The sequence below is a fragment of the Mediterraneibacter sp. HA8405 genome (assembly GCF_056148955.1).
Genome location: NZ_CM148758.1, coordinates 1,501,814 through 1,528,239 on the forward strand (window position 1 = coordinate 1,501,814; position 26,426 = coordinate 1,528,239).

Annotated in this window: 19 protein-coding genes, 2 pseudogenes and 1 riboswitch; of the genes and pseudogenes, 20 read left to right on the plus strand and 1 reads right to left on the minus strand. The window is 50.9% G+C overall.

Translation table 11 applies throughout. The features are described 5' to 3' along the window. Positions 1-85 precede the first annotated feature (85 nt). From gltB to AC0QUU_RS07125, 4 genes and pseudogenes are all read left to right on the plus strand, one after another. Complete coding sequence (gltB, locus tag AC0QUU_RS07110; RefSeq protein ID WP_474545435.1) at positions 86-4,618, plus strand: glutamate synthase large subunit; 4,533 nt, start codon at positions 86-88, stop codon at positions 4,616-4,618. A gap of 13 nt (positions 4,619-4,631) precedes the next feature. Next, complete coding sequence (locus AC0QUU_RS07115; protein ID WP_474545436.1) at positions 4,632-6,131, plus strand: glutamate synthase subunit beta; 1,500 nt, start codon at positions 4,632-4,634, stop codon at positions 6,129-6,131. A 1,102-nt stretch (positions 6,132-7,233) separates the two neighbouring features. Further along, a pseudogene (locus AC0QUU_RS07120) lies at positions 7,234-10,332 on the plus strand (beta-L-arabinofuranosidase domain-containing protein). A gap of 312 nt (positions 10,333-10,644) precedes the next feature. Continuing rightward, positions 10,645-11,724, plus strand: a complete 1,080-nt coding sequence (locus AC0QUU_RS07125; RefSeq protein ID WP_474545437.1) for a C40 family peptidase — start codon at positions 10,645-10,647, stop codon at positions 11,722-11,724. A 98-nt stretch (positions 11,725-11,822) separates the two neighbouring features. Here the strand turns inward: AC0QUU_RS07125 and AC0QUU_RS07130 are convergent, their stop codons facing one another. Next, positions 11,823-12,191: a VOC family protein gene (locus AC0QUU_RS07130; protein ID WP_474545438.1), complete on the minus strand. Its 369-nt coding sequence runs from the start codon at positions 12,189-12,191 to the stop codon at positions 11,823-11,825. 184 nt (positions 12,192-12,375) lie between these two features. On the opposite strand from AC0QUU_RS07130, the gene AC0QUU_RS07135 reads away from it, so the two are divergent. The 16 genes and pseudogenes from AC0QUU_RS07135 (at position 12,376) to AC0QUU_RS07210 (ending at position 26,419) form a co-directional block, all read left to right on the plus strand. Next, positions 12,376-12,903, plus strand: a complete 528-nt coding sequence (locus tag AC0QUU_RS07135; RefSeq protein ID WP_474545535.1) for a cob(I)yrinic acid a,c-diamide adenosyltransferase — start codon at positions 12,376-12,378, stop codon at positions 12,901-12,903. A gap of 58 nt (positions 12,904-12,961) precedes the next feature. Then, positions 12,962-13,243: riboswitch (cobalamin riboswitch) on the plus strand. Positions 13,244-13,277: 34 nt separating this feature from the next. Continuing rightward, positions 13,278-14,033 (plus strand): energy-coupling factor ABC transporter permease, encoded by a 756-nt coding sequence (locus tag AC0QUU_RS07140; protein WP_474545439.1) that lies wholly within the window; start codon positions 13,278-13,280, stop codon positions 14,031-14,033. A gap of 1 nt (position 14,034) precedes the next feature. Next, positions 14,035-14,340, plus strand: a pseudogene (locus AC0QUU_RS07145) (energy-coupling factor ABC transporter substrate-binding protein); the annotation flags it as partial. A 101-nt stretch (positions 14,341-14,441) separates the two neighbouring features. After that, positions 14,442-15,215 carry a cobalt ECF transporter T component CbiQ gene (cbiQ, locus tag AC0QUU_RS07150; protein WP_474545440.1) on the plus strand — a complete coding sequence of 258 codons (774 nt, stop codon included), beginning with the start codon at positions 14,442-14,444 and terminating at the stop codon, positions 15,213-15,215. Then, positions 15,212-16,051, plus strand: coding sequence for an energy-coupling factor ABC transporter ATP-binding protein (locus AC0QUU_RS07155; RefSeq protein ID WP_474545441.1), 840 nt, complete (start codon positions 15,212-15,214; stop codon positions 16,049-16,051). The genes cbiQ and AC0QUU_RS07155 overlap by 4 nt, the downstream gene beginning before the upstream one ends. Positions 16,052-16,121: 70 nt before the next feature. Further along, positions 16,122-16,895: a sirohydrochlorin cobaltochelatase gene (locus AC0QUU_RS07160; RefSeq protein ID WP_474545442.1), complete on the plus strand. Its 774-nt coding sequence runs from the start codon at positions 16,122-16,124 to the stop codon at positions 16,893-16,895. Between the two features lie 173 nt (positions 16,896-17,068). After that, positions 17,069-17,542, plus strand: coding sequence for a thioredoxin-dependent thiol peroxidase (gene bcp / locus AC0QUU_RS07165; protein WP_474545443.1), 474 nt, complete (start codon positions 17,069-17,071; stop codon positions 17,540-17,542). A gap of 5 nt (positions 17,543-17,547) precedes the next feature. Continuing rightward, positions 17,548-18,705 (plus strand): cobalt-precorrin-5B (C(1))-methyltransferase CbiD, encoded by a 1,158-nt coding sequence (gene cbiD, locus AC0QUU_RS07170; RefSeq protein ID WP_474545444.1) that lies wholly within the window; start codon positions 17,548-17,550, stop codon positions 18,703-18,705. Then, positions 18,702-19,484 (plus strand): precorrin-2 C(20)-methyltransferase, encoded by a 783-nt coding sequence (gene cobI / locus AC0QUU_RS07175; protein ID WP_474545445.1) that lies wholly within the window; start codon positions 18,702-18,704, stop codon positions 19,482-19,484. Before cbiD ends, cobI begins: the two co-directional genes overlap by 4 nt. Beyond that, positions 19,481-20,287 (plus strand): precorrin-4 C(11)-methyltransferase, encoded by an 807-nt coding sequence (cobM, locus tag AC0QUU_RS07180; protein ID WP_474545446.1) that lies wholly within the window; start codon positions 19,481-19,483, stop codon positions 20,285-20,287. Before cobI ends, cobM begins: the two co-directional genes overlap by 4 nt. Further along, positions 20,280-21,011, plus strand: a complete 732-nt coding sequence (cobJ, locus tag AC0QUU_RS07185) for a precorrin-3B C(17)-methyltransferase (RefSeq protein WP_474545447.1) — start codon at positions 20,280-20,282, stop codon at positions 21,009-21,011. Before cobM ends, cobJ begins: the two co-directional genes overlap by 8 nt. Continuing rightward, entirely contained in the window at positions 21,004-22,335 is a 1,332-nt protein-coding gene (gene cbiE / locus AC0QUU_RS07190) for a precorrin-6y C5,15-methyltransferase (decarboxylating) subunit CbiE (protein WP_474545448.1), read from the plus strand. Before cobJ ends, cbiE begins: the two co-directional genes overlap by 8 nt. 37 nt (positions 22,336-22,372) lie before the next feature. Beyond that, positions 22,373-23,890: a cobyrinate a,c-diamide synthase gene (locus AC0QUU_RS07195; RefSeq protein WP_474545449.1), complete on the plus strand. Its 1,518-nt coding sequence runs from the start codon at positions 22,373-22,375 to the stop codon at positions 23,888-23,890. Positions 23,891-23,936: 46 nt separating this feature from the next. Further along, the gene (gene cobT / locus AC0QUU_RS07200) at positions 23,937-24,995 is read left to right on the plus strand and encodes a nicotinate-nucleotide--dimethylbenzimidazole phosphoribosyltransferase (RefSeq protein WP_474545450.1); all 1,059 of its coding nucleotides are present in this window, start codon (positions 23,937-23,939) and stop codon (positions 24,993-24,995) included. Then, a complete protein-coding gene (cobS, locus tag AC0QUU_RS07205) occupies positions 24,996-25,781 on the plus strand; it encodes an adenosylcobinamide-GDP ribazoletransferase (RefSeq protein ID WP_474545451.1) in 786 nt (261 codons plus the stop codon). It abuts the gene before it with no gap. Continuing rightward, a complete protein-coding gene (locus AC0QUU_RS07210; protein ID WP_474545452.1) occupies positions 25,772-26,419 on the plus strand; it encodes a histidine phosphatase family protein in 648 nt (215 codons plus the stop codon). Before cobS ends, AC0QUU_RS07210 begins: the two co-directional genes overlap by 10 nt. Positions 26,420-26,426: the final 7 nt, after the last annotated feature.

Below are 26,426 nucleotides of genomic sequence, written 5' to 3' on the forward strand. Positions count from 1 at the left end.
CAATATAACAATTTTTCTTGTTTACAAACGGGTAAAAATCATGTATAGTCGAAAAAGACAAAATAAAAAAGAAAGGACAGGGATTATGAGGAAAGAAATTGACAGCCAGCAGGGACTGTACCGGGAAAGCTTTGAACATGATAACTGCGGAATCGGTGCAATTGTAAATATTAAAGGCGTAAAAAGTCATGATACTGTTGCGGGCGCCCTCCGGATTGTAGAGCACCTGGAACACAGAGCAGGAAAGGATGCAGAAGGAAAAACCGGAGACGGAGTCGGTATTCTTCTGCAGGTTTCTCACAGATTCTTCAGCAAAGTCTGTAAGCCTCTCGGTATTACTCTGGGCGGTGAGAGAGATTATGGTGTGGGAATGTTCTTTCTTCCCCAGGATGAGCTGAAAAGAAATCAGGCAAAAAATATTTTTGAAGTAATTGTAAAAAAAGAAGGACTGAATTTCCTGGGCTGGCGTGAAGTGCCGATTCATCCGGAAATACTGGGAAAAACTGCTGTAGACTGCATGCCGTGCATTATGCAGGCGTTCATTGAGCGGCCGAAGAAAGTGGAAAAAGGTCTGGATTTTGACCGCAGACTGTATGTTGTCCGCCGCGTATTTGAGCAGAGCAGCGATGATACTTATGTGGTATCCCTGTCCAGCCGTACAATTGTTTATAAAGGAATGTTCCTTGTAGGACAGCTTCGTCAGTTTTTCGGTGATCTTCAGGATAAGGACTATGAGTCTGCTATTGCAATGGTTCACTCGAGATTCAGTACAAATACAGCGCCAAGCTGGCAGAGAGCCCATCCGAACCGTTTTATTGTGCACAACGGAGAAATTAATACAATCCGGGGAAATGCGGATAAAATGAGAGCCAGAGAAGAGACGATGGAGTCCGGCTGCCTGAAAGGAGAACTGCATAAAGTTCTTCCTGCAATTAATACATCCGGTTCCGATTCCGCTATGCTGGACAATGCGTTGGAGTTTATGGTAATGAGCGGTATGGAACTGCCCCTTGCGGTAATGATTGCCATTCCGGAGCCCTGGGTAAATAACAGGAGCATGTCTCAGAATAAGAGAGACTTTTATCAGTACTATGCAACTATGATGGAGCCCTGGGACGGACCGGCTTCTATTCTGTTCTCTGACGGAGATGTGATGGGTGCGGTGCTTGACCGGAACGGTCTTCGGCCTTCCAGATATTATATTACAGATGATGACAACCTGATTCTTTCTTCAGAGGTGGGTGTGCTGGATATTGAACCATCCAAGATCCTTGTAAAAGAGAGGCTTCATCCGGGCAAAATGCTTCTCGTAGATACTGTGGCAGGAAGAGTAATTGACGACGAAGAACTGAAAGAGAAGTATGCAAACGAAGAGCCATACGGAGAGTGGCTTGACAGAAATCTGATCCATCTGAAAGATCTGAAAATACCGAACAAAGATATACCGAGGTATTCCAAAGAAGAATGTACACGGCTTCAGAAAGCGTTTGGCTACACATATGAAGATGTAAAAACATCTATTCTTACCATGGCGCAGAATGGAAGCGAAGGAATCGGCGCAATGGGAATCGATGTGCCGCTTTCTGTTCTTTCTCAGAAACATCAGCCGCTGTTCGGATACTTCAAACAGCTGTTCGCTCAGGTTACAAACCCGCCGATTGACGCAATCCGCGAGGAGATTGTAACTTCTACGGCGATCTATGTAGGAAGAGATGGTAATCTGCTGGAGAAAAAAGAAGAGAACTGCAAGATGCTCCGGGTGGATAATCCGATCCTCACCAATACGGATCTGTTAAAGATCAAGGAAATGAATGTGGAAGGTTTCAAAGTTGCCGAGATTCCGATCACATACTATAAAAACACAAGTCTGGAAAAGGCAATTGAATATGTATTTATTGAGGCAGACCGTGCTATCAGAGAAGGAGCCAATATCCTGATTCTGACTGACCGGGATGTAGATGAATACCATGTGGCGATCCCGTCTCTGCTGGCTGTATCCGGCCTGCAGCAGCATCTGGTCCGCACTAAGAAGAGAACTTCTGTGGCTATGATTCTGGAAAGCGGCGAGCCCAGAGAAGTACATCATTTTGCTACACTGCTGGGATACGGAGCCTGTGCAATCAATCCGTATCTTGCCCACGAGTCCATCCGTCAGCTGATCGAATCCAGACTCCTTCACAAGGATTATTATGCGGCGGTAAATGACTACAACAACGCAATTATTCATGGAATTATCAAGATTGCATCCAAAATGGGTATTTCTACGATTCAGTCTTACCAGGGTGCGAAGATTTTTGAGGCAATCGGACTGAAACAGGATTTCATTAACCGGTATTTCACCGATACGGTAAGCCGCGTAGGCGGTATCGGAATTGAGGAGATCGCGGAAGACTATACAGCCTTCCACTCGAAAGCATTCGATCCCCTGGGATTGGGTGTTGATATGACTCTGGACAGCGAGGGAAGACATAAATATAAGAGCGGCGGAGAGGAGCATCTGTACAATCCTCAGACTATTCATATGCTTCAGCAGTCCACCAGACGGGGCGATTATGAGATGTTCAAGCAATATACAAAGATGGTGGACGAAGAAGGAGAGAAGGTTAATTTAAGAGGTCAGCTTGACTTTAACTATCCGAAGAAAGGAGTTCCTGTTGAAGAAGTGGAAAGTGTGGACTCCATTGTTACCCGGTTTAAGACCGGCGCTATGTCCTACGGTTCCATTTCGAAAGAAGCTCATGAAACTCTGGCAATTGCAATGAACCGGCTTCACGGAAAGTCCAACTCCGGTGAAGGAGGAGAGGATATCGAGAGACTGGATACAGAGCGCTGCTCTGCCATCAAACAGGTGGCTTCCGGCCGGTTCGGCGTTACATCCCGGTATCTGGTTAGCGCGCAGGAGATTCAGATCAAGATGGCTCAGGGCGCAAAACCGGGTGAAGGCGGACACCTTCCGGGCGGAAAGGTGTATCCGTGGATCGCGAAGACCCGTCATTCTACTCCTGGTGTGAGCCTGATTTCACCGCCGCCGCATCATGATATTTATTCCATTGAGGACCTGGCGCAGCTGATCTATGACTGTAAAAATGCGAATAAAGACGCCAGAATTTCTGTAAAACTTGTATCTGAGGCAGGTGTTGGAACGGTTGCTGCCGGTGTGGCAAAGGCCGGAGCAGGACTGATTCTGATTTCCGGATATGACGGAGGAACCGGCGCGGCGCCCAGAAGTTCTATTCATAATGCGGGACTTCCCTGGGAGCTGGGACTTGCCGAGACACATCAGACTCTGATTCAGAACGGACTGAGAGAAAGGGTGCGTATTGAAACAGACGGCAAGCTGATGAGCGGCCGTGACGTGGCAATCGCAGCGCTCCTGGGAGCGGAGGAATTCGGATTTGCAACAGCTCCGCTGGTAACTATGGGATGCGTTATGATGCGTGTCTGCAACCTGGATACCTGTCCGGTTGGTGTGGCTACCCAGAATCCGGAGCTCAGAAAGCGTTTTGCAGGAAAACCGGAGTATGTAATGAACTTCATGAGGTTTATTGCAGAAGAATTAAGAGAATATATGGCAAAACTGGGTGTGCGCTCTGTAGATGAACTGGTGGGAAGAACAGATCTTCTGAAAGTGAAGGACACTCCTACATCAGACCGGGCGGCAACTCTTGATCTGAGCAGCGTGCTTTATAATCCCTACGCCAAAGAAAAGAAAGGCATGATTTTCGACCCGAAGAAACGGTTTGATTTTGAACTGGAGAAAACGCTGGACGAAAAAGTACTTGTTAAGAAACTGCTTCCGGCTCTGGAGAAGGGGCAGAAGAGGAGCCTGGAAGTCGATGTATCCAATACGGACCGTACATTCGGAACGATCTTCGGCTCGGAAATTACGAAGAGATATCCGGAAGGTCTGGAAGACGACAGCTTTGTAATCAAATGTAAGGGCGCAGGCGGACAGAGCTTCGGTGCATTTATTCCGAAGGGACTGACACTTGAGCTTACAGGCGACAGTAATGATTATTTCGGAAAAGGCCTCTCCGGCGGAAAATTGGTTGTGTGCCCGCCGAACGGTACCCGGTTCAAATCCGATGAGAACATTATAATAGGAAATGTTGCTCTTTACGGAGCTACCAGCGGAAGAGCTTATATCAACGGCGTGGCGGGAGAAAGATTCTGTGTCCGCAATTCAGGAGCCCGGGCGGTTGTAGAAGGCGTGGGAGATCACGGCTGTGAGTATATGACCGGCGGATGTGTGGTTGTTCTGGGCCAGGTAGGCAAGAACTTTGCGGCCGGTATGAGCGGCGGTATCGCTTATGTGCTGGATACGGACAACACCCTTTATAAACGGGTGAACAAGGCCATGGTTAACATTGAGCGTGTGACAGATAAATATGACGTGCAGGAACTCAAAGGAATGATTCAGGAACATGTGTCCTATACGAATTCGGAAGCCGGAAAGAGAATCCTTGATAAGTTTGAGGAATATCTGCCGAAATTCAAGAAGATCATTCCGGAAGATTATGAGAAAATGATGGCGGCCATTATCCAGATGGAGGAGAAAGGTTTAAGCCGTGAAAAAGCGAAAATTGAAGCATTCAACATGATTAAAAACGGAAGATAGGAGGCGGTGAAAAGTGGGAAAAGCAACAGGATTTATGGATTATGCAAGACAGGACAAGACTGCGGAACAGCCGCTTGAGCGGATCCGTCATTTCAATGAGTTCCACACGTCTCTTTCCAAGGAGGAGCAGGAACTTCAGGGAGCACGCTGTATGGACTGTGGCGTTCCCTTCTGCCAGTCCGGCAAAAATCTGATGGGCATGGCAAGCGGATGCCCTCTTCACAATCTGGTTCCGGAGTGGAATGATCTGATCTACAACGGAAACTGGGAGGAAGCATACTACCGGCTGGCTAAGACAAATAATTTCCCGGAATTTACCTCCAGAGTATGCCCGGCACTGTGTGAGAAAGCCTGCACATGCGGTCTGAATCAGGAGGCAGTTGCTACAAAGAGCAATGAGTACGCAATTATAGAAAATGCCTATGAGAAAGGCTATGCAAAGGCGAATCCGCCGAAAGTGCGTACGGGAAAGAAGATTGCTGTAATCGGTTCCGGTCCGTCCGGACTGGCAGCGGCTGATCTGCTTAATAAGCGCGGACACTCTGTAACAGTTTTTGAACGGGAAGACAAAGCCGGCGGACTGCTCCGCTACGGAATTCCCAACATGAAGCTGGAAAAACAGTATATTGACAGAAAGCTTGCAGTAATGGAGGAAGAAGGCGTGGAATTCCGTCTCAGCTGCAATGTAGGAAAAGATGTGAAACCTGCGGCTCTTCTGAAAGAGTACGATCGTATTCTTCTGGCCTGTGGAGCCTCCAATCCAAGAGACATCAAAGCTCCCGGCAGAGATGCGGAAGGAATTTATTTTGCGGTGGACTTCCTTAAATCCACTACAAAAGCGCTGTGGGCAAATGATATGAAGCTGAAAGACGGCACATATATTTCTGCAAAAGGAAAAAATGTAATCGTAATCGGTGGCGGAGATACGGGAAATGACTGCGTTGGAACATCCATCCGTCACGGAGCCAAATCTGTACTTCAGCTTGAGATGATGCCCAAGGCTCCGGATGAAAGAGCGGAGAACAATCCCTGGCCGGAGTGGCCGAAGGTCTGTAAGACAGACTATGGTCAGGAAGAGGCCATTGCGGTGTTCGGTTCGGATCCCCGTGTCTACACTACTACGGTAAAAGAGTTTGTCAAAGATAAGAAAGGCAAACTTTGTAAGGCTGTGCTTGTGAAGCTGGAAAGCAAAAAAGACGAGGCTACCGGAAGAATGATGATGGTTGAGATCCCGGGATCAGAATATACTGTGGACGCAGATCTTGTTCTGATTGCGGCAGGATTTCTGGGAAGCGAAAATTATGTTACGAAAGCTTTCGGCGTGGAAGTGAACCAGCGGACCAATGTAAAAACAGAAGAAGGACACTATGCATCCAGCGTGCCGAATGTATTTACTGCAGGCGACATGCATAGAGGTCAGTCCCTGGTCGTATGGGCTATCCGTGAAGGCCGGGAGGCAGCAAAAGAGATTGATGAAAGCCTTATGGGATACACTAATCTGTCAGTGCAGTAGATTCGGATTTGTCGGAGAGCTGTGAGTGGAGAGGCGTCCGAAAACACCTGGATACCAGGAGATTGGATAATCGGATCTGGAAATGAGGGATGTGTGCTTTTGTTTCCGTTCCGCAGATAAAGAAAAACTAAAAAACCTGACGACAGGCTAAGAGCAAAATTTACAGCAGAAAACTCGCATTCGCTCAGACAATTCTGCTGTAAATTTTAACGCCTGCCGCCAGGTTTTTGGTTTTTCTAATATCTGCTCCAAAGTCACCAAAAGCACACATCCCTCATTTCCAAAAGTCGCATCCAATCGGCGGTATCCCGCTGTTTTCTGCGCACATCCAGTCAGCAGTATCCCCGACAATTCCGAATTTCAGAAAACAGGAAAAAACCGGAGCTGTTCCGACTGCAGCTGGTTGGATCTAAAGCATCACTACTGTCTGGATCACCTGCCGTCTCCGCCGTTAAAGCTCCCCGCTGTTTTTGTCTTATGAGGATCTGCGAAGGGAATTCCCTGTCCCCCTCTTCTGAATTCGTCTTATAAAAACTTCTTTGTCCTCTGTTTTTCTTTTTCGATACCGGAAGTTCACTTTGACAAATCCGAATTTCTGAATTTGAATAAAAGCAGTTGTTGTGCATATAGGCGCATTGGCGCTCCCGATGTGTGATAATAAAAGTAAAAACAACCAAAAAAACGGCCTGATATCCGTAAAAATTATGATTATTTACGGATAATCACACACTGAACACAAAATGGACAAACAATATTTTTAAGCTTGAAGAAAAATACATAAAAGAAAGGGAGAGACATGAAAAAATTCAGAGGATGGATGAAGAAAGGAGCTGCTATCGGGCTGGCATGTGCAGTAACAGTAACTGCTGTTCCGCTGCCGGACGCAGTGAATGCCGAAGAAGGGCAGCAGCAAAGTACGGACGGGGCTTCGGCAAGGGAGGACGACGGCCTTATATTATGGTACGATTTTGAAAGTCTGAGTACCGGAACGATTGTAAATGATATGAGCGGGAACGGACATGCCGGCGTTGTCCGGCCCACAGGTTCACAGGCCACGGCAAGTTCTGTAAACATTTATGGCACCGACTATACGGCCTATTCAATGGAGGGCGGACAGCCCAGCGAAACAAATACTTATGTAGAACTTCCTTCCGGTGTATTTAATGACCTGGAAGATATCACAGTCAGCTGCTGGGTTTACCTGAACGCGTCCACAGGATATCAGAGAATCTGGGATTTCGGCTTTAAAGCCGGAGAGTCTGACTTTAATACTACGACTTATATGTATCTTATCGCGGACGGCTATAATGACGGACACACAGGTTATACAGCGGCTATAACGGACAGTGGCTGGGGTGATGAAAAAGGCCCGGGAAAAGGCGAAGCATTAGCGACAGGGGAATGGGTGTTTACAACAGTAACTTTTGACGGTTCGGAAAAAGAGATGTCCCTTTATGAGGATGGTGTCCTGATAGGCACAGAGAAAACAGATGTGGATTTGTCTGTTCTTGAAGGAGCGGACAACGCTCTGATCGGATACGGACAGTTTAAAAATGATATTCTCAGCGGTATGGTCGCGGACTTTAAGATTTATGATTATGCAATGACGGCAGATGAAGTCTCTGAAGAATTTAATATTCCGGATGACGAAAAGGTAGCCAGAGATAAAGAATGGCTGGATCTGGGAGATGTAACTGAGGTTACGGAAGATCTGACGCTTCCGGTAAAAGGAGCCGCGGGTTCTGATATCAGCTGGGAAAGTTCTGATCCGGATGTGATCAGCAGTGACGGCAGCGTCACCAGGCCGGAAGCAGGAGAAGGAGATGCGGAGGTAACTCTGACGGTAACACTTCAGTCCGGTGATGTGACAGACACAAAGGTGTTTGAAGTAACTGTAAAGCAAAAGCTTACACCTGAGGAAATCGTCAATGGAGATGCAGAAGCGCTGACTTTATCAGGACTGGCGGCAGTCAGTGACAATCTGAATCTGCCTTCAGCCGGAGAATACGGTTCCACAATCACATGGGAAAGTTCGGAACCTGATATTATAGCGGCGGACGGCAAGGTCACAAGGCCGGTAGGTGATCCCACGGAAGTGATCCTGACGGCAACGATATCTTATGGCGCGCTTTCTGTTACAAAAGAATTTACGGCGACAGTAGTTCCTGTTTACGAAAAAAATGATATTGTAGCTACAGAAGATATTGCAGTGGAGACGCAGCCGGGAACACTTCCTTCTCTGCCGGGACATGTGAAGGTCACATATGAAGATGATACGACAGGAAAAGAAAAAGTAGTATGGCCTGTGGATTTAACTGTCGATCAGTTTGCCACAGTGGGAGATTCAGTTGAGGTAACCGGTCAGATCGTAGATTATGATGTAGAGGTTACGGCGACGGTAACTGTAACAGAGGAAGCGGCAAAAGATCTCGGCTTATGGGTTTACAGGAGACTGAGCGGCTGTACGACGGAGGAACAGCGTGAGCAGATGTGGTCTATGTATATTGCGGGTGAGTACGGAGGAATGAACGAGTCGCTGGCGACATTATATGAGATTACAGGTGAGGAAGAATATCTGGAAGCGGCTCAGATGTTTGATAACAGCACATTCTTTGACAACCTGGCCGCTAATGTGGATGATGTGGCCGACCGCCACGCAAATCAGCATATTCCGCAGATTGTAGGCGCAATCCATGAATATGCCGCAACAGGGGATTCTTATTATTATAATGTGGCGGAGAACTTCTGGGAGATCGTGACGGACCGTTACGCATATTCAATCGGAGGCGTCGGGACAGGAGAGACATTCAAAGATCCGTATACGCAGGGACAGAATATTCTCGGCAATGAAAGCCGCGGAGAAAACTGTGAGACGTGCGCGGCCTATAATATGCTCAAACTGACATAGCAGCTTTATAACTATGACCCGGATAATGCGGAATATATGGATTATTATGAAAGAACACTGATCAATCAGATCGCGGCTTCTCAAAGCCATGATACTACAGAGTATATGCACAACGGAACAACTTATATGCTGCCGATAGATCCGGGGCAGTCAAAGGACTATGATACTGATTACGGCGGCTTCACATGCTGTAACGGAACCGGCATGGAAAAACATGTAAAATATCAGGCAGCGGCCTATGCAAAGTCGGATGATACGCTGTACGTAAACCTGTATATGCCGACAACAGTGACCTGGGATGAGATGGGTGTATCGGTAAAACAGGAGACAGATTTCCCGTCCGAACATTCCAAACTTACTGTTACAGGTTCCGGTGAATTTACAATAAAACTCAGAGTCCCCTACTGGGCAACAGATGGTTTTGAAGTTCGGGTAAACGGAGAAACAATCTGTACAAATCCGGAAGTAAGCACATACGTTGAGATTACCCGCACCTGGGAATCAGGTGATGTTATAACAATTAATATGCCCTACACGCTTCATCTTGACAAGACACCGGATGAGGTGGACGGCAGTACGGTCGCTTCTCTGATGTACGGATCGCTTGTAATGGTTGCCAAAGACGACAGAGATACATATGAACCGATGAACTGGTATACGCTGGTGCTCAGTGATGATCTGGAAGAATCAGTAACTGTTATAACGGGAACGGATGAAGAGGATGTACCACATCTTTCGACGAACGGACTTGATTTTTATCCCATGTATGACGCATATAACTACAGATATCATGCTTATGTCAAAGTGGAGGATACCGAATCCGTTGTGAATAAGGACGAACTGCAGAATTTGCTGGACGCTGTGACGACCGGCGGAGATATTCCGAATGAGGAAGATTATACGGCAGATCAGTGGCTCATACTGCAGCAGGCGATAGAAGACGCGCAGGCAGTTCTGGAGAATGAGGATGCGACTCAGACGGAAGTGTATAATGCATATAAGGCGCTGCAGGAGGCGGAAAATGCGCTGATATTGGTTTCTGACGCAGAGAAACCGGGAACAGATGAAGATTATTCTGATACATCCGGCGCGGAAGAAGAGAACAGTAATAGCAGCGGTTCTGTTACAGAAGAAAACAGGAACAGTGAATCTGCCGGCGCGGAGAAAACGGCCGCTGCTGTCCGGACGGGAGATTTGTCCCCGATAGGAACCGTCTTTGCGGTGATGGCGGTATCAGCTGTTATGGCGGGGGCAGTGATCTGTCTGAAAAAGCGTAAAAACTGTAATGTGTAAAATGCCTGGTCGGAATGTTAATTATACATAAATTATATCCTTCAGATTCCGTTCAGCCCTTTATCAGACGGATAAAGGGCTGAACATATAGAAGATCAGTTCAGCTCCGAATCGAGAAATATTACGGAAATGTTAAAAAAGTATTGATATTTTGCCGGATCTTTATTATAATTTATTACGTATTATACAGAAGATAATTTGCGTTACCCTGCGGATATGCCTTTTTGGGAAATAATGTTGAAAAACAGTATTTGATGTTGTATTATGCATATGTGTGGGGATATAGATAATATTATAAGGAAAGGTGAAAAGATGAGATTAAGAAGAGTACATAACATGCTGATCGCATCCGCTCTGGTCTGCTCTATGGTCGTTACACCTGTATTTGCAGAGCCGAGTTCGGCCAGAGAGGAAGAGGCACAGCTGAAGGAACAGAAGGAAGCTGCACAGGATGAACTGGACGATCTGCAAACAGAGCTGAATGATCTGATTTCAAAGGCAAATCAGCTGGAGCTGGATCTGATTGCAAAAGGTGAAGAAATCATCCAGGCAGAAGAAGACCTGAAGGTTGCGGAAGCAAAGAAAGACGAACAGTATGAGGCCATGAAGCTGAGAATCAAATATATGTATGAATCCAGCAGCGGAACGGCCACAATGGAAAAGGTTATGACATCCGGAGATATTTCCAGTATACTGTCACAGGCTGAGTATTCCCAGCAGGTGCATGAATATGACAGGGATCAGCTTGATGAGTATGCAAATACTGTGAAAGAGATTGAGGATCTTCAGGATACACTGGAGACAGAGAGAGCGAATCTGGAGGAACTGGAAGCCGAGAATGAAGTTCAGCAGAAAAAACTGAACGAGACGATTAATGATAAGAAAGACGACATATCAAATCTGGATGAAATGATTCAGGAAGCAGCGCAGAGGGCGGAAGCAGAAGAAGAGGCGGCCCGGCAGGCGGAAGCAGCCCGTCAGGCAGCAGCTCAGGCAGCACAGAATACAGGCGGCGGAAGCACGACAACGAATACAGGCGGAAGCTCTTCAGCTCCAAGTTACAGTGTGTCCACCGGAAATACAGTCGTGGATCGGGCTTACGGAAAAATGGGATGCCCTTACGTATGGGGCGCAACAGGACCGAGCACGTTTGACTGTTCCGGATTTGTCGGTTACTGTCTGACAGGAAGTTACTCAAGAATCGGAACCACATATACGTTCCTTGGATGGCCGAGAGTCAGCAATCCACAGCCGGGTGATGTCTGTACCAGTGCTACTCACTGCGGTATCTACATAGGAAATGGACAGATGATTCACGCGCCGCACACCGGTGATGTTGTAAAGATCGGGCCGGTACAGTCCGGAATGGTTTACGTTCGTTATCCATATTAAAAAAACAAACAAGCCCTGCGGGAATTCCGCAGGGCTTTTCTTGTTACAAATATTTCTGAAAGTATTATTAATATATGAAATTCTATCCTATATCGGAATTATTTTCCCGGAACAATTTCCAGCCAGTAACCGTCCGGATCCGCGATAAAATAGATTCCCATTTTCGGATTCTCAAAGCAGATGCATCCCATCTCCTGATGCTTTGCGTGAGCCGCGTCAAAATCATCCACATGGAAAGCCAGATGGATTTCATTATCTCCCAGATTATAGGGGCGGTCCATATCCCGCATCCAGGTAAGCTCCAGCTGATGGGGCGTTGTGCCGTCTCCCAGGTATACCAGCTTAAAGCTTCCGTCAGAGGCGTCTTTTGTGCGGACAACTTCAAGTCCGAGAGCTTTTTTGTAAAAGTCCAGTGATTTTTCCAGATCATATACATTCAGATTGTTGTGTGCAAATGTAAATTTCATATTCTGTTTCCTCCATAAATAAATTCGTCCGGTTGTTCCCAGACAGAATAGCATAAAACACCAGAAAAGACCAGAGCGGAAGCGCCGGTTTTTAAGAGATGGTCTGCAGAGACAGCTCTCAGGCTTGTTAATGGAAAAGCGATGTGTTAAAATGAGTAGGATTTTACAGGAGGGAGCAATGTTTATGGATTCCGGTCTGATTCATATTTACTGCGGAAACGGCAAGGGCAAGACATCAGCCGCAGCAGGGCTTGCCGTCAGGTCAGCAGGCTGGGGGAAACGGATTCTTTTTACGCGTTTCCTGAAAAATGAAAATTCCGGAGAACTTAAGGTTCTGGATAAGATTCCTGAAATAGAAGTTCTTCACCTGGAAAAATCATATGGTTTCTATTCCTCACTGAATGCTGAGGAAAAAAAGGAGGCAGAAGAGATGTACCGGAAGCTGTGGAAAGAGACAATGCAGCTGATATCCGGCGGCTCTTATGATGTGCTTGTGGTGGACGAATTTATGGCTGCTTATAACTACGGCCTGATTCCGCAGGAAGAGGCGCTTTGTTTCCTGAAAGAGAAACCGGAAGGGCTGGAGGTCGTCCTGACCGGGCGGAATCCGGATCCGCGTCTTGTGGAGCTGGCAGATTACGTGTCGGAAATCCGCAAGATCAGACATCCTTTTGACCGGGGCGTTCAGGCCCGGAAAGGGATCGAATATTAGGATACGGTACAGCATTTCTGAAAATAACGGCCGCCGGGCCGGAAGCTGTACGAATGCCGGGTCTGGCATATTTGAAAGATCAGTTATCTGAAAAGATACGAGGAAGTCGGGTGAGAATCCCGCGCAATACCCGTTGCTGTATTGGAGGAGCAATGTTCCATTCTGCGCCACGCCTGAATGCGTGCAGAGAGCATAGCGGCAGCACGCCATTATGTTTTCTGACAGTATACAGAAGAGGAGGACGACGGCACAGAGGTCACTGCGGGCGGCAGCCTGTGGGAAGGCGGAACATCTGTGATGATGCCTGAGCCAGAATATTCACTTTCAAAGGACCCGGGAGAGATTACGGGATTATGATCAAAAAGGAGAGAAAAATGCCGAAAAAAGAAAAATACTTACTCAAGGCATCCATTGCGCTTGCCGCAGTGTTTGCCGTCGCGCCTGCATCCAATGCGATGCACATCATGGAGGGGTACCTGCCTGCAGGATACTGCGTGGCATGGGGACTTATCTGCCTGCCGTTTCTGATTGCGGGCTTCTTTTCCCTGAAAAACAAAGTAAAGGAAAACCGGAGAAATCTGACGCTGATTGCCATGTCGGGAGCGTTTATCTTTGTGATTTCTTCTCTGAAGATTCCGTCTGTAACAGGAAGCTGTTCCCATATGACAGGAACCGGTCTGGGAGCGGTTCTGTTCGGCCCGGCCTCTGTCAGTATACTGGGAATTATTGTACTGATTTTCCAGGCAGTGCTTCTGGCACACGGAGGGCTGACCACACTGGGGGCCAATACATTTTCCATGGCCATAGCAGGGCCGCTGGTGTCTTTCGGAATCTACAGACTCTGTCAGAAGATAAAGATAAACAGAAGAGTGGGAATCTTTCTGGCAGCGTTTCTGGGAGACCTGTTTACCTATTGTGTAACCAGCATTCAGCTTGCCCTGGCCTATCCGTCTGAGGCAGGCGGCGTGGGGGCTTCTGTGGTGAAGTTTCTTGGCGTGTTCGCGCCCACGCAGCTTCCGCTGGCTGTTATTGAGGGAATTCTGACTGTGGTGATTGTGATCGGGCTGGAGACATATGCAAAGCCTGAATTAAAGAGCATTGGGTTTTTCAAAGAGAAGGAGGCGCGGTAAGATGAGCAAAAATACGAAAACCGTACTGATTCTGCTAGCCTCAGCCATTTTCATTGCAGTTGTGCCGCTGTTTGTCTTAAAAGGCGCAAAGTTTGGCGGCTCAGATAATGCGGGAAGCGAGATGGCAGCTGAAATAAACAGAGAATATGAACCCTGGTTTACTCCGGTTCTGGAAACCGCGCTGGGAGGAGAACTGCCCGGCGAGGTGGAAAGTCTGATTTTCTGTGTGCAGACCGGAATCGGCGTGGGCGTCATTGCATTTTTTATGGGCCGTTTTGTGGAACGGAAGAAGTGGATGAAAGAGGAACCAGATAATACGCCCCAAAACACAGCCGGAAGAAAACTTCTGCCGCACGGTGAGGAGACAGCGGCCGGAAGCACGTGCAGAGAGGGCAGCGGTACTGCAGTATGATTGTAATTGACAAGCTGTGCTACCGCTCCCGGCTCAGATATGTGAATGCGTCGGAGAAGTTTCTGTATACCGTGGTTACACTTGTGATCTGCGTCGCGGGCCGCTCCCCTGCAGCGGCGGCCGCTGCATTTGCGGCAAACGGCATACTGACGGTGAGGAAAGGGGGGATTCCCCTTTCCCGTTATATCAGACTTCTTATGGTGCCTCTGGCTTTTCTGATTCTGGGAAGCGCGGCGGTGATTGTAAATATTTCAAAGACGCCCCTGGACGCCTTTGCGTTTCCGGTCGGAGACTGGTATATTACCGGAAGCAGAGATTCTGTAACGGACGGCGCGCTGCTGTGGGCGGTGGCGCTTTCAGCGGTCAGCTGTCTGTATTTTCTGTCGCTGAATACGACAATGACGGACATACTGGAAGTTTTAAGGAAACTGCATGTTCCGGCTCTGCTGATTGAGCTGATGCTGCTGATCTACCGGTTTATTTTCGTACTTCTGGAAACCGCGTCTGCCATAACGACTGCTCAGAAATCCCGTCTGGGAAACCGGAATTACCGGACAAAGGTGCGGGCCTTCGGCAGTATGGGCTGTGCCCTTTTTATCCGGGCTTTCCGAAGAGCGAACGCCCTGTATGACGCAATGGAGTCCCGGTGCTATGACGGAACTATCCGGGTGCTTTCAGAGGAGCAGCCGGTGAGCAGAAAAGAAATATGTTATATTGCGGTATTTGAAATTATACTGCTGGCTGTTACAATAGGGAGTAGAGTGATATGAACCATACAGAAGACTGGGTGATCGAGGCGGAAAACCTGTCCTATTCTTATGAAGAAAATGACAGAAAGGCACTGGACGGACTGAGCGTCCGGATCGGGCGGGGCAGGAAAGTGGCCTTTATGGGAGGCAACGGTTCCGGAAAGTCCACATTTTTTCTGTGTCTGAACGGAATCCTCCGGCCGGATGAGGGCAGAGTGCTGATTGACGGAGAACCTGTCTCCTATACAAGAAAAGGCCTGCTGGATGTGAGAAAAAAGGTGGGAATCGTATTCCAGGAACCGGACAACCAGCTGTTTTCCGCCAGTGTCTTTCAGGAGATCTCTTTCGGGATCCTGAATCTGGGCGTGGAGGAAGAGACTGCCCGGCGGGAGGTAGAGAAAGTGATCCGTGAGCTGAAGATCACACCGTTTCAGGACCGGCCGGCCCACGCTCTGAGCGGCGGACAGAAAAAACAGGTGGCCATTGCCGATATTCTGGTTATGCATCCGCAGGTTATGATTCTGGATGAACCGGCCTCCGCTCTTGACGCAGCCCATACGAAGAAAGTCCATGAGCTGATCCGGGGGCTGACGGAGCAGGGGATCACCGTGCTGATGGCTCTTCACGACATTGACTATGCCTGGGCATGGGCGGACGAGATCGTGCTGATGCATGAAGGAAAGGTGATTTGCCAGGGTACGCCCCGGGAAGTGTGCGAAGACGAAAATGCGCTGAAAAAAGCAGGTCTTGAGCGTCCTGCAGTCCTGCGGATCTATGAGAAACTTAAAGATAAGGGAGTGCTTTCCGGAGGTCAGATCCCCGGGAGCATGGATGAACTGGCAGAAATGCTTTCATAAGAAATTTTCAGACGCAGCAGTCTGGGCTTTGCGGACGGCTGCGTTCAGACAGAGAAGGGAGTCAGGCGGTATGAAAAAAGGAATTCTGATCGTAAGTTTCGGTACAAGCCATCTGGATACACTGGAAAAGACGATTGCGGTGATTGAGCGGGAAGCGGCGGAAAAGTTTCCCCGGGCCGGCGTATACCGGGCCTTTACAAGTTCTGTTATTATCCGTAAGTTGAAGCGGACAGCCGGTCTTGCAGTAGATACAGTGGGAGAGGCGCTGGAACGTATGGCGGCAGACGGTGTGGAGGAAGTAATCGTCCAGCCCACTCATATTATTAACGGGATTGAAAATGACGCTATGATGGAAAGTCTGATGGAACACATGGGACTGTTCCGGCAGATCCGCGCGGGAAAGCCTCTTCTGAGTACTGTGGATGATTATAAAAAATCGGTTCACGCAGTAATGACAGAGACAGAGCTGGATCCGGACGAGATGCTTGTTCTGATGGGACACGGTACAGACCACCACGCCAACTCTGCGTATCCCACGCTGGAGTATACCTTCCACGCCCTGGGGTATACACAGGTTCTGGTGGGAACGGTGGAAAGTTTCCCGGAGCTTAACAATGTCATGGCAAGACTTGAAATCTCCGGAAAGAAAAAGGCGGTGCTTATGCCCTTTATGCTTGTGGCCGGCGATCATGCCAAAAATGATATGGCGGGAGAGGAAGATTCGTGGAAAAGCAGGCTGGAAGAAGAAGGCTATGAGGTCCGGGTGATTCTGAAAGGTCTGGGAGAACTGGAAGGAATCCGGAAAATCTTTCTGGAGCATATTGAAGAAGCGGCTGAAGGATGAATATAAAAAGCCGGGAAGGTGAATCACCGTAAGTGCCAAAAGGCACATTCCGGGATTGTAAGCGGTCGCCAGGGTCTCGGGCAGGCCCGGACGTTGGCTCGTCGCCGGTACAAAAAAGAGCAGCGCGGATTTTAAGATGTCCGCCTGCCTGGAAAAAGAAGGAGGAGACAATTATGCTGGAAATCGGAACAAAAGCGCCGGCATTTGAACTGCCGGATCAGAACGGAACCATGCACACACTGGAGGAATACAGGGGAAAGAAAGTAATCCTGTATTTTTATCCGAAGGACAACACGCCGGGATGCACAAAGCAGGCCTGCGGGTTCGGGGAGCTCTATCCTCAGTTTACAGAGAAAGGCGCGGTTGTTATCGGGGTGAGTAAGGACAGCGTGGCATCCCACAAAAAATTTGAAGAGAAATACGACCTTCCCTTCACCCTTCTTTCCGATCCGGAACTGTCCTGTATTCAGGCCTATGATGTGTGGAAAGAGAAAAATATGTACGGCAGGAAGACAATGGGCGTTGTCCGTACCACATATCTGATTGATGAGAACGGTGTAATCGTCCGGGCTTTCGGGAAAGTGAAGGCAGCGGATAATCCCGCGCAGATGCTGGGAGAGCTTGAGACAGAAGAGGAGCAGGCGTAAGAGAGATGAATCACGATATCGGGACAACCCGTTCCGGTCTGCGGCTGGGATATACGACCGGGAGCTGTGCGGCCGGGGCGGCGAAGGCGGCGGCCCGGATGCTTCTGGGCCGGGAGGAGATCCGTCAGATCCGGCTGATGACGCCGAAAGGGATCAGGCTGTATCTGGATCTTGAAGAGATTACCCGGAAGGATACGTATGCAGAATGCGCGGTCCGGAAGTACAGCGGAGACGATCCGGATGTGACTGACGGTCTGCTTGTTTTTGTCCGGGTGGAGAAAACCGGCGGGGCTGGTCCGGCGGGCCCCCGGATTGTGATTGAAGGCGGGCCCGGAGTGGGCCGTGTGACCAGGCCGGGACTGGAGCAGGAGATCGGGCAGGCGGCCATCAATCAGGTGCCCCGCCGGATGATCCGGGACGGTGTTCTGGAAATGTGTGAGAAATACGGATACAGCGGAAATATAAAGGTGACGGTTTCCGTTCCCGGAGGAGAGGAGACTGCAAAGAAGACCTTTAACCCCCGGCTGGGAATTGAAGGCGGTCTTTCTATTCTGGGCACGACAGGAATTGTGGAACCCATGAGTGAAAAAGCTCTGACGGATACCATTTATCTGGAAATGAAAATGATCCGGGAGAGCGGTTCTCTCAGGTGCTTTGTAACGCCGGGAAACTACGGCAGCGATTTCCTGCAGGAGGAGCTTTCGGCTGATCCCCGGCTGTGCGTGAAGTGCAGCAATTATGTGGGAGAGGCCATTGACTTCGGAAAGATTCTGGGAATGAAGGGAATCCTTCTTGTGGGGCATATGGGCAAATTTATCAAGCTGGCGGCCGGCGTCATGAATACGCATTCCAGACAGGCTGACTGCCGGATGGAGGTGTTTGCCTCTCACGCGGCGCTGGCAGGCGCAGGGCAGAAGACCGTGGAGCGGATTATGAACTGCATCAATACTTCCGAGGCTGCGGCTGTTCTCCGCGGGGAAGGGCTTCTGCAGCCGGTTCTCCGGACAGTGATGGAGCGGATAGAATTTTATCTCAGGCAGCGCGCAGGCGGAGAACTGGAGGTTGAGGCAGTTATGTTTTCTGCAGAAGACCAGATCCGGGCAGAGACGTCCGGAGCCGGGCAGCTGCTTCAGAAGATTACAGAAGGAGAGACACAGATATGAGTGGAAAATTTACAGGGGCAGGGGTAGGTCCGGGTGATCCGGAACTGATTACATGCAAGGCGCTCCGTGTGATCCGGGAGAGCAGTGTGATTGCGGTTCCCGTATCCGATCCGGAACTTCAGGAGCCGGTACGGGACAGCTGTCCGGAAAAAGGCCGGTACAGCAGATATCTGGAGGGTTGCGTGGCATACCAGACTGCCCGGAAGGCGTGTCCGGAGACGGAGCAGAAAGAGGTGCTGTTTCTCCCCATGCCTATGATCAAAGACAGGGAGCGACTGAAAGCGGTTCATGATCTTGACGTGGGCCAGGTGGCAGAGCTGCTGGATCAGAACAGGGATGTGGTATTTCTCACCCTGGGCGACCCTTCTGTTTATTCTACCTGCATGTATGTGCACAAACGGCTGAAACGGATGGGGTATGAAACGGCCCTTGTTCCGGGAGTGACTTCCTTTTGTGCGGCTGCCGCCCGGCTGGACTGTTCTCTGGCGGAGAACCGGGAAGAACTTCATATTCTTCCGGCGTCCTATGATATTGAAGAGGGGCTGGAGCTTCCGGGAACGAAAGTGCTGATGAAGGCAGGAAGGAAGATGGGACAGGTGAAAGCCCTCCTCCGGGAAAAGGAACTGGAAGCAAAGATGGTGGAAAACTGTGGCATGGAGGGAGAGCGGATTTTCCGGAGCAGGGAAGAAATACCGGATCAGGCCGGGTACTATTCCCTTCTGGTAGTGAAGGACCGGTCAGATAAGAGCGGGGAAAAGAAAAGGAGGAACAGACCATGATTACATTTGTCGGAGCAGGCCCGGGAGCGGCGGATCTGATTACCCTGCGGGGACAGCGGCTTCTGCAGGAGGCAGATGTGGTGGTTTACGCCGGTTCCCTTGTGAATCCTAAGCTTCTTTCTCTGTGCCGGGAATCCTGCAGAGTTTACAACAGCGCAGAAATGACACTGGAAGAAGTGCTGGATGTAATGGAGAAGGGTGAGGCACAGGGGCTTCAGGTCGTCCGTCTCCACACAGGCGACCCCTGTCTGTACGGAGCCATAAAGGAACAGATGGACTGTCTGTATGAACAGGGCATTGCCTATGAAGTGTGCCCGGGAGTCAGCTCATTCTGCGGAGCTGCCGCAGCCCTTGGCGCGGAGTATACGCTTCCCGGCGTGTCTCAGTCTGTGGTGATCACCCGCATGGCGGGAAGAACGCCGGTGCCTGAGCGGGAGTCTATCCGAAGCTTTGCGGCACACCGGGCGACCATGGTGATCTTCTTAAGCGCCGGAATGCTTCCGGAGCTCTCAGAAGAACTGATCAAAGGCGGATATCCGCCGGAGACCCCTGCGGCGGTCGTGTACAAGGCCACCTGGCCGGAGGAGAAGGTGCTCAGATGTACGGTGGAGACTCTGGCGGAAACTGCCCGGGCGGAAGGCGTCCGGAAGACTGCGCTGATTGTTGTGGGAGAAGTGCTGGAGGGGGAATATGAACGGTCAAAACTGTACGATCCCTCCTTTACCACAGAATTCCGGCAGGGGACAGAAGAACAGCAGAAACCGGCCGGAACAGGGACGGAAGAAGGAGGAACCGATGAATAAAATTTATGTGACAGGTCTGGGACCGGGAGCAGAAGATCAGATGACCATCCGGGCCAGAAAAGTGCTGGAGCACTGCCCGGTGATTATCGGCTATACCGTATACATTGACCTGATCCGGGATCTGTTTCCGGGAAAGGTATTCATAACGACTCCCATGCGCAGGGAAGCGGACCGCTGCCGGATGGCATTTGAAGAGGCGGAAAAAGGACAGGATGTGGCTCTCGTCTGCAGCGGGGACGCAGGCATTTACGGCATGGCCGGGCTGATCTGCGAGATCGGGAAGGAGTATCCGGAAACGGAAATCGAGATTGTCCCCGGACTGACTGCCGCGTCAGCCGGAGCGGCTCTTCTGGGCGCGCCTCTTATGCATGATTTCGCGGTCATCAGTCTCAGTGATCTGCTGACTCCCTGGGAGACCATTGAAAAGCGTCTCCGGGCGGCGGCCGCTGCGGATTTTGTGATCTGCCTTTACAATCCATCCAGTAAGAAGCGGGCGGACTATCTGAACCGGGCCTGCCGCATTGTACTGGAATACCGGAAAGGGAACAATGTATGCGGAATTGCGAAAAATATCGGAAGAGAAGGAGAGGCGGTACAGATCCTTACGCTGGATCAGCTGAAAGACGCCCGGACCGATATGTTTTCTACTGTATTTATCGGAAACGCACAGACTGTGGAGCTGAACGGGCGGATGGTTACGCCCAGAGGATATAAAGATGTGTGAGAACAGAAATCAGCAGACAGAAAAACAGAAAATCTTTCTTGTGGGAATCGGAATGGGAACGGCAGCGTCCCTGACCGGCCAGGCAAAAGCGGCGCTGGAGCGCTGCGATTATCTGATCGGCGCCCGGCGGATGCTGGAGACCTTCCGGAAGATGAGAAAAATCCGGCAGAATCCGGACAAACCGGGCGAATCCGGGACCGCGGAAGAGCCGGAATATGCGGAGGCATATGTGACGGAGGAGATTGTTTCTCTGATACAGGAACAGAAGAAGCGGCAGCGTATCGGCGTACTTTTTTCCGGAGATACGGGATTTTACAGCGGGGCCGGGAAGCTGGCACAGCGCCTGGCGGAATTCCCCGGTCTGTATGACGTGGAAGTGATACCCGGGATCAGCTCGGTGTGTTATCTGGCGGCCCGGCTTCAGACTGCCTGGGAGGACGCCTCTATAGTGAGCCTTCACGGGCGGGAGGAAAACTTTATTCAGACCGTTTCCCGCAGCGCCAGGACATTTCTTCTGCTGGGCGGGAAGGATACCGGCAGCCGGATGCTTCAGAAACTGCGGGAATACGGGCTGGATGATGTGACAGTCCGGGCGGGCAGCAGGCTGTCCTATCCGGATGAAAAGATCATTTCCGGCAGGCCTTCAGAACTGAGTGATAAAGATGTGGAAGGCCTGTGTACGGCGCTGATCGAAAACCCCCGGCCGGAAAACCGGGGAGAGCCCCACATCCGGGACGACGCGTTTATCCGGGGAAAGGTTCCCATGACCAAAGAGGAAATGCGGGCGGTCAGTCTGGCCCGTCTGAATCTGACCGGGGATGCGGTTGTCTACGACATAGGAGCCGGGACCGGTTCCGTGTCTGTGGAAGCCGCCCGCTGCAGCGACCGGATCCGGGTGTACGCGGTGGAAAAGAATCCCCAGGCTCTGGAGCTGCTTGCGCAGAACCGGAGAAAGTTCCGGGCTGACGGCATCCGCATTATCGAGGGGCAGGCGCCGGAAGCACTGGATGATCTGGAACCGCCCACCCATGTATTTATCGGCGGCAGCGGCGGCAGGCTGCAGGAAATCCTGAAAGCCGTTATCCGGAAGAATCCCCGGGTCCGTATTGTGATCAATGCCATTTCCATGGAAACCATAAAGGAAGTGATGGATGCCGGACAGGAAGGGCTTCTGCCCCATATGGAGATCACCCAGCTGTGTGTATCCCGGTCCAGAGAGCTGGCCGGATATCATATGATGACGGGACTGAATCCGGTGTATATCGTCTCGGCCGGCGGGACAGAGCAGGAGACAGACTCCGATCAGGACCGGGGCGGATTATAAGCCGGGTACGCCGGCGTGGAAAAGAGAGGATGTTCAGATGGAGAAGCAGAGGGAAGTGGTTCAGAATGATGCAGCGAAGGGATCTTCTGCCGGGAGGAACAAAGGCGTTCCGGGTATTCTTCTGGCAGCGCCTGCCAGCGGCAGCGGAAAAACAGCAGTTTCCTGCGCCCTTATGGCGGCCTTCCAGAAAAAGGGGCTTGCAGTGAAGGCCTGCAAATGCGGTCCGGACTATATTGATCCCATGTTTCACCGGGAGGTGCTGGGGGTGGATTCGGAAAATCTGGATCTGTTTTTCTCGGACGAAGATATCCTTGAGAAAATATATGCCCGCCACGGAGAAGGGGCAGATCTTGTGATTACGGAAGGCGTGATGGGATATTATGACGGCATGTCTCTGGACTCGGCGAAGGCCAGTTCCTATCATGTGGCCCGGACGCTGAAGCTTCCGGTGCTCCTTGTTGTCTCCGGCAGGGGTGCGGCGCTCAGCCTGGCCGCAGTGATAAAAGGAATGGCGGAGTACAGAAGGGACAGCGGGATACAGGGAATTCTGTTAAATCAGGTTTCGGCAGGACTTTATCCCCGGCTGAAAGAGATGCTGGAGCGGGAGCTGAAAAGCATGAGACATCCGATTCCTGTACTCGGATATATTCCACGGGATCCGGCCTTCTCTTTTGAAAGCCGGCATCTGGGACTTGTGACGCCGGAAGAGACAGACGGATTAAAAGAGCAGATCAGAAAAGCGGGAGATATTCTGTCTGAGACAGTGGATCTGGATCAGATCCTGCAGATTGCCGAAAGTGCGGTGATGCAGGAGGGGGAGCGGACGGACAGATGCGGCGGCTGTGACGGCCCGGAGAGCAGAAAGTGTCCGGACGGTCCCTGTATTGCCGTGGCACGGGACCGGGCCTTCTGTTTTTACTACAAAGACAATCTGGAGCTTCTGAAAGAACTGGGATGCTGTCTGGTATTTTTCAGTCCCCTTTCAGACAGGCAGCTTCCCGAAGCGGACGGTATCATTCTGGGCGGCGGTTATCCGGAACTGTATGCCGGAGAGCTGTCTTCTAACCGCAGTATGAGCGATTCCATCCGCCAGGCCATAGAGAAAGGCGTTCCCTGTCTGGCCGAGTGCGGCGGCTTTTTGTATCTGCATGAAACCCTGCAGGATGAAAACGGCAGAGAATGGCCCATGGCAGGGATCATCAGAGGAAAAGCTTTCCCCACAGGCCGGCTGTCCCGGTTCGGTTATGTGGAGATCGGACGGAATCATGGTGGGGGACCGGACACAGCGGCAGACGGCTGGCTGGCGCCGGGAGAAAAAATCAGGGGACACGAGTTCCACTACTGGGACAGCACAGATAACGGCAGCAGCTGCACAGCTGCCAAGCCGGACGGAAAACGGAGCTGGAACTGCATTCACGCAGAAAAAAATCTCTTCGCAGGATTCCCCCATCTGTACCTGCCCTCATGCAGGGAATTCGCAGAGCGATTTGTGGAAAAATGCAGAAATTATCAGAAAACTTCAGCCAAAGGGGACGGACCCCTTTGGCTGGAATAGTCAGACAACTTGAGGTAAAGGGGTCCGTCCCCTTTGGGAGAAAAATATGGAATTGCAGGAACAATTGAGAAAAATCAGCCCGGCGGACGGGTATTATATGGAAATGGCTAAGGAGAGATGGCGGACGGTGGCCAAGCCGCTTCACAGTCTGGGAAAGCTGGAAGACGCGGTGATCCGGATGGCGGGGATGAAGAGCAGGGTGGATTTTGGCATTGATAAGAAAGCCCTTGTGATCATGTGCGCGGATAATGGCGTGGTGGCCGAGGGAGTGACCCAGACGGGGCAGGAAGTTACGGCGATTGTTGCGGAGAACTTTACCCGGGGCGCTGCCAGTGTGTGTATGATGGCACAGGTGACGGGAGCGGATCTGTTTCCCGTGGATATCGGCATTGCCTCGGACGTCCCCGGCCTGACCAGGGCAGAGTACAAGATCGCCCGGGGTACCGGCAACATGGCCCGGGATCCTGCCATGACCAGGGAGCAGGCAGCGCGCGCGGTTCTTACAGGTATCCGTATTGTGGAAGAGCTAGCGGATAAGGGATATGATCTGATTGCCACCGGAGAAATGGGAATCGGGAATACTACTACCAGCAGTGCCCTGGCGTCGGTTCTTCTCGGCTGTGATCCGGAGACGGTGACAGGACGGGGAGCCGGTCTGAGCACAGTGGGGCTTACAAGGAAAATTCAGGTGATCCGGCAGGCTGTAAGTCTGAACCGGCCGGATCCGGAGGACCCTCTGGATGTGCTGGCAAAGGTCGGCGGCCTGGACATTGCAGGTCTGGCAGGAGTATTCTTAGGCGGGGCCATCTGCCGGATTCCTGTGGTAATCGACGGCTTTATCTCGTCTGTGGCGGCTCTCTGCGCGGCCCGTCTGGCGCCGGATGCGTCAGACTACATGCTGCCCTCCCACCGTTCGGGAGAACCTGCCGGAGGACTGGTGCTGGAAGCCCTGGGGCTTTCGCCTTTTCTTGAGTGCAATATGTCTCTGGGTGAAGGAAGCGGAGCGGTGGCAGTCCTTCCCCTTCTGGAAATGGGACTGGAAGTGTACCGGAAGATGAGCACCTTTGATGAGATCCATGTACAGCAATATGAGGAGTTGAAGTAAATGCATCTGGTAAAATCACTGGCAGTGGCCCTGTCCATGTACTCGAAAATTCCGGTCCCGGCAGTGGAGTGGAAGGAAGAAAATATGAAGTACGCGATGTGCTTTTTCCCGGTCGTCGGCGTGGCTGTGGGGATTCTGCAGTATCTGGCCGCGGCGGAACTTCTCGGATTAACCGACTGCGGAGCCGTCCTTTTTTCCGCCGTGATGACATTGATTCCCGTTTTTGTGACGGGAGGGATTCATCTGGACGGATTTGCCGACACTACGGACGCCCTTGCCTCCTGGGGAAGTAAGGAGAAAAAGCTGGAGATTCTGAAAGATCCCCACACCGGGGCCTTTGCCGTGATCGGTCTGTGCTGCTGGTTTCTCATTACATTTGCTCTGTGGAGCGAAGTGCCGGGCAGCGGAAACTGCCGGAACACTCTGGCGGCAGCCTCCTGTATGTATGTGCTGTCCAGGGCGCTGAGCGGGATCTCGGTGGTGACCTTTCCGGCGGCGAAAAACAGCGGACTTCTCCGGACATTTCAGGACAGCGCCCACAAGACCAGAGTCCGGATTGTGCTTTTTATATGGGCGGCTCTGGCCGGAATTCTGATGTGCCTTCTGTCTCCGGCTCAGGGAGCAGCAATGCTGGCGGCCGCGGCTGTGATTTTTCTTTACTATTACCGCCTGTGTAAAAAGCAGTTCGGGGGGATGACGGGAGATCTGGCCGGGTATTTCCTCCAGCTCTGCGAACTGGGAATGCTGGCAGCCTTTGTCCTGGCAGGAGGTTTCCTATGGAAGTGATTTTTATCCGGCATCTGCCCACGCCGGGAAATGAAAAGAAGCAGTATATCGGAAGGACGGACGAAACCCTGTCTCACAGGGCGGTAACTTCCTTTCGTAAGAAAAGAGAAATGTATCTGAAAAATCAGAAGGAAACAGACGGGGAATACGCCTCTTTTTATCCGCCGGCAGAGATGATTGTGGCAAGTCCCATGAAACGCTGTGTACAGACGGCGGAACTGATTTATCCGAGACAGAAGATTGTAACGGAACCGGAACTCAGGGAGTGTGATTTCGGCAGATTTGAGGGAAAGACCTATGAGGAGCTGAAAGACGATCCGGCCTATATCGCATGGCTTGAGAGCGGAGGCACTCTGGCTTTTCCGGAAGGAGAAGATCAGGAAACATTCCGGAGCCGCTGTGCGGAAGGGGTCCGCAGATGGCTGCATAAGGGCGTTGCAGAAAAGAAAAAAAGTATCGCCTTTGTGGTTCACGGCGGAACGATTATGGCCGCCCTGCACAGACTGGCGGAAGGGGAGCATGGCTTTTATGACTGGCAGGCCGGAAACGGCCGGGGCTTTGCCGCCCTGGCAGCGGAGGACGAGTGGCAGGCGGGCAGAGAGATTCTCTGTAAAATCAGAGAACTGCCGGTTTGGTAAACACAGG

What these genes read in the sequence shown, in the direction of transcription:
- gltB (WP_474545435.1), top strand. Translation starts at nt 86, where the DNA reads ATGAGGAAAGAAATTGACAGCCAGCAGGGACTGTACCGGGAAAGCTTT.
- AC0QUU_RS07125 (WP_474545437.1), top strand. Translation starts at nt 10,645, where the DNA reads ATGAGATTAAGAAGAGTACATAACATGCTGATCGCATCCGCTCTGGTC.
- AC0QUU_RS07130 (WP_474545438.1), bottom strand. Translation starts at nt 12,191, where the DNA reads ATGAAATTTACATTTGCACACAACAATCTGAATGTATATGATCTGGAA.
- AC0QUU_RS07135 (WP_474545535.1), top strand. Translation starts at nt 12,376, where the DNA reads ATGGATTCCGGTCTGATTCATATTTACTGCGGAAACGGCAAGGGCAAG.
- AC0QUU_RS07140 (WP_474545439.1), top strand. Translation starts at nt 13,278, where the DNA reads ATGCCGAAAAAAGAAAAATACTTACTCAAGGCATCCATTGCGCTTGCC.
- cbiQ (WP_474545440.1), top strand. Translation starts at nt 14,442, where the DNA reads ATGATTGTAATTGACAAGCTGTGCTACCGCTCCCGGCTCAGATATGTG.
- AC0QUU_RS07155 (WP_474545441.1), top strand. Translation starts at nt 15,212, where the DNA reads ATGAACCATACAGAAGACTGGGTGATCGAGGCGGAAAACCTGTCCTAT.
- AC0QUU_RS07160 (WP_474545442.1), top strand. Translation starts at nt 16,122, where the DNA reads ATGAAAAAAGGAATTCTGATCGTAAGTTTCGGTACAAGCCATCTGGAT.
- bcp (WP_474545443.1), top strand. Translation starts at nt 17,069, where the DNA reads ATGCTGGAAATCGGAACAAAAGCGCCGGCATTTGAACTGCCGGATCAG.
- cbiD (WP_474545444.1), top strand. Translation starts at nt 17,548, where the DNA reads ATGAATCACGATATCGGGACAACCCGTTCCGGTCTGCGGCTGGGATAT.
- cobI (WP_474545445.1), top strand. Translation starts at nt 18,702, where the DNA reads ATGAGTGGAAAATTTACAGGGGCAGGGGTAGGTCCGGGTGATCCGGAA.
- cobM (WP_474545446.1), top strand. Translation starts at nt 19,481, where the DNA reads ATGATTACATTTGTCGGAGCAGGCCCGGGAGCGGCGGATCTGATTACC.
- cobJ (WP_474545447.1), top strand. Translation starts at nt 20,280, where the DNA reads ATGAATAAAATTTATGTGACAGGTCTGGGACCGGGAGCAGAAGATCAG.
- cbiE (WP_474545448.1), top strand. Translation starts at nt 21,004, where the DNA reads ATGTGTGAGAACAGAAATCAGCAGACAGAAAAACAGAAAATCTTTCTT.
- AC0QUU_RS07195 (WP_474545449.1), top strand. Translation starts at nt 22,373, where the DNA reads ATGGAGAAGCAGAGGGAAGTGGTTCAGAATGATGCAGCGAAGGGATCT.
- cobT (WP_474545450.1), top strand. Translation starts at nt 23,937, where the DNA reads ATGGAATTGCAGGAACAATTGAGAAAAATCAGCCCGGCGGACGGGTAT.
- cobS (WP_474545451.1), top strand. Translation starts at nt 24,996, where the DNA reads ATGCATCTGGTAAAATCACTGGCAGTGGCCCTGTCCATGTACTCGAAA.
- AC0QUU_RS07210 (WP_474545452.1), top strand. Translation starts at nt 25,772, where the DNA reads ATGGAAGTGATTTTTATCCGGCATCTGCCCACGCCGGGAAATGAAAAG.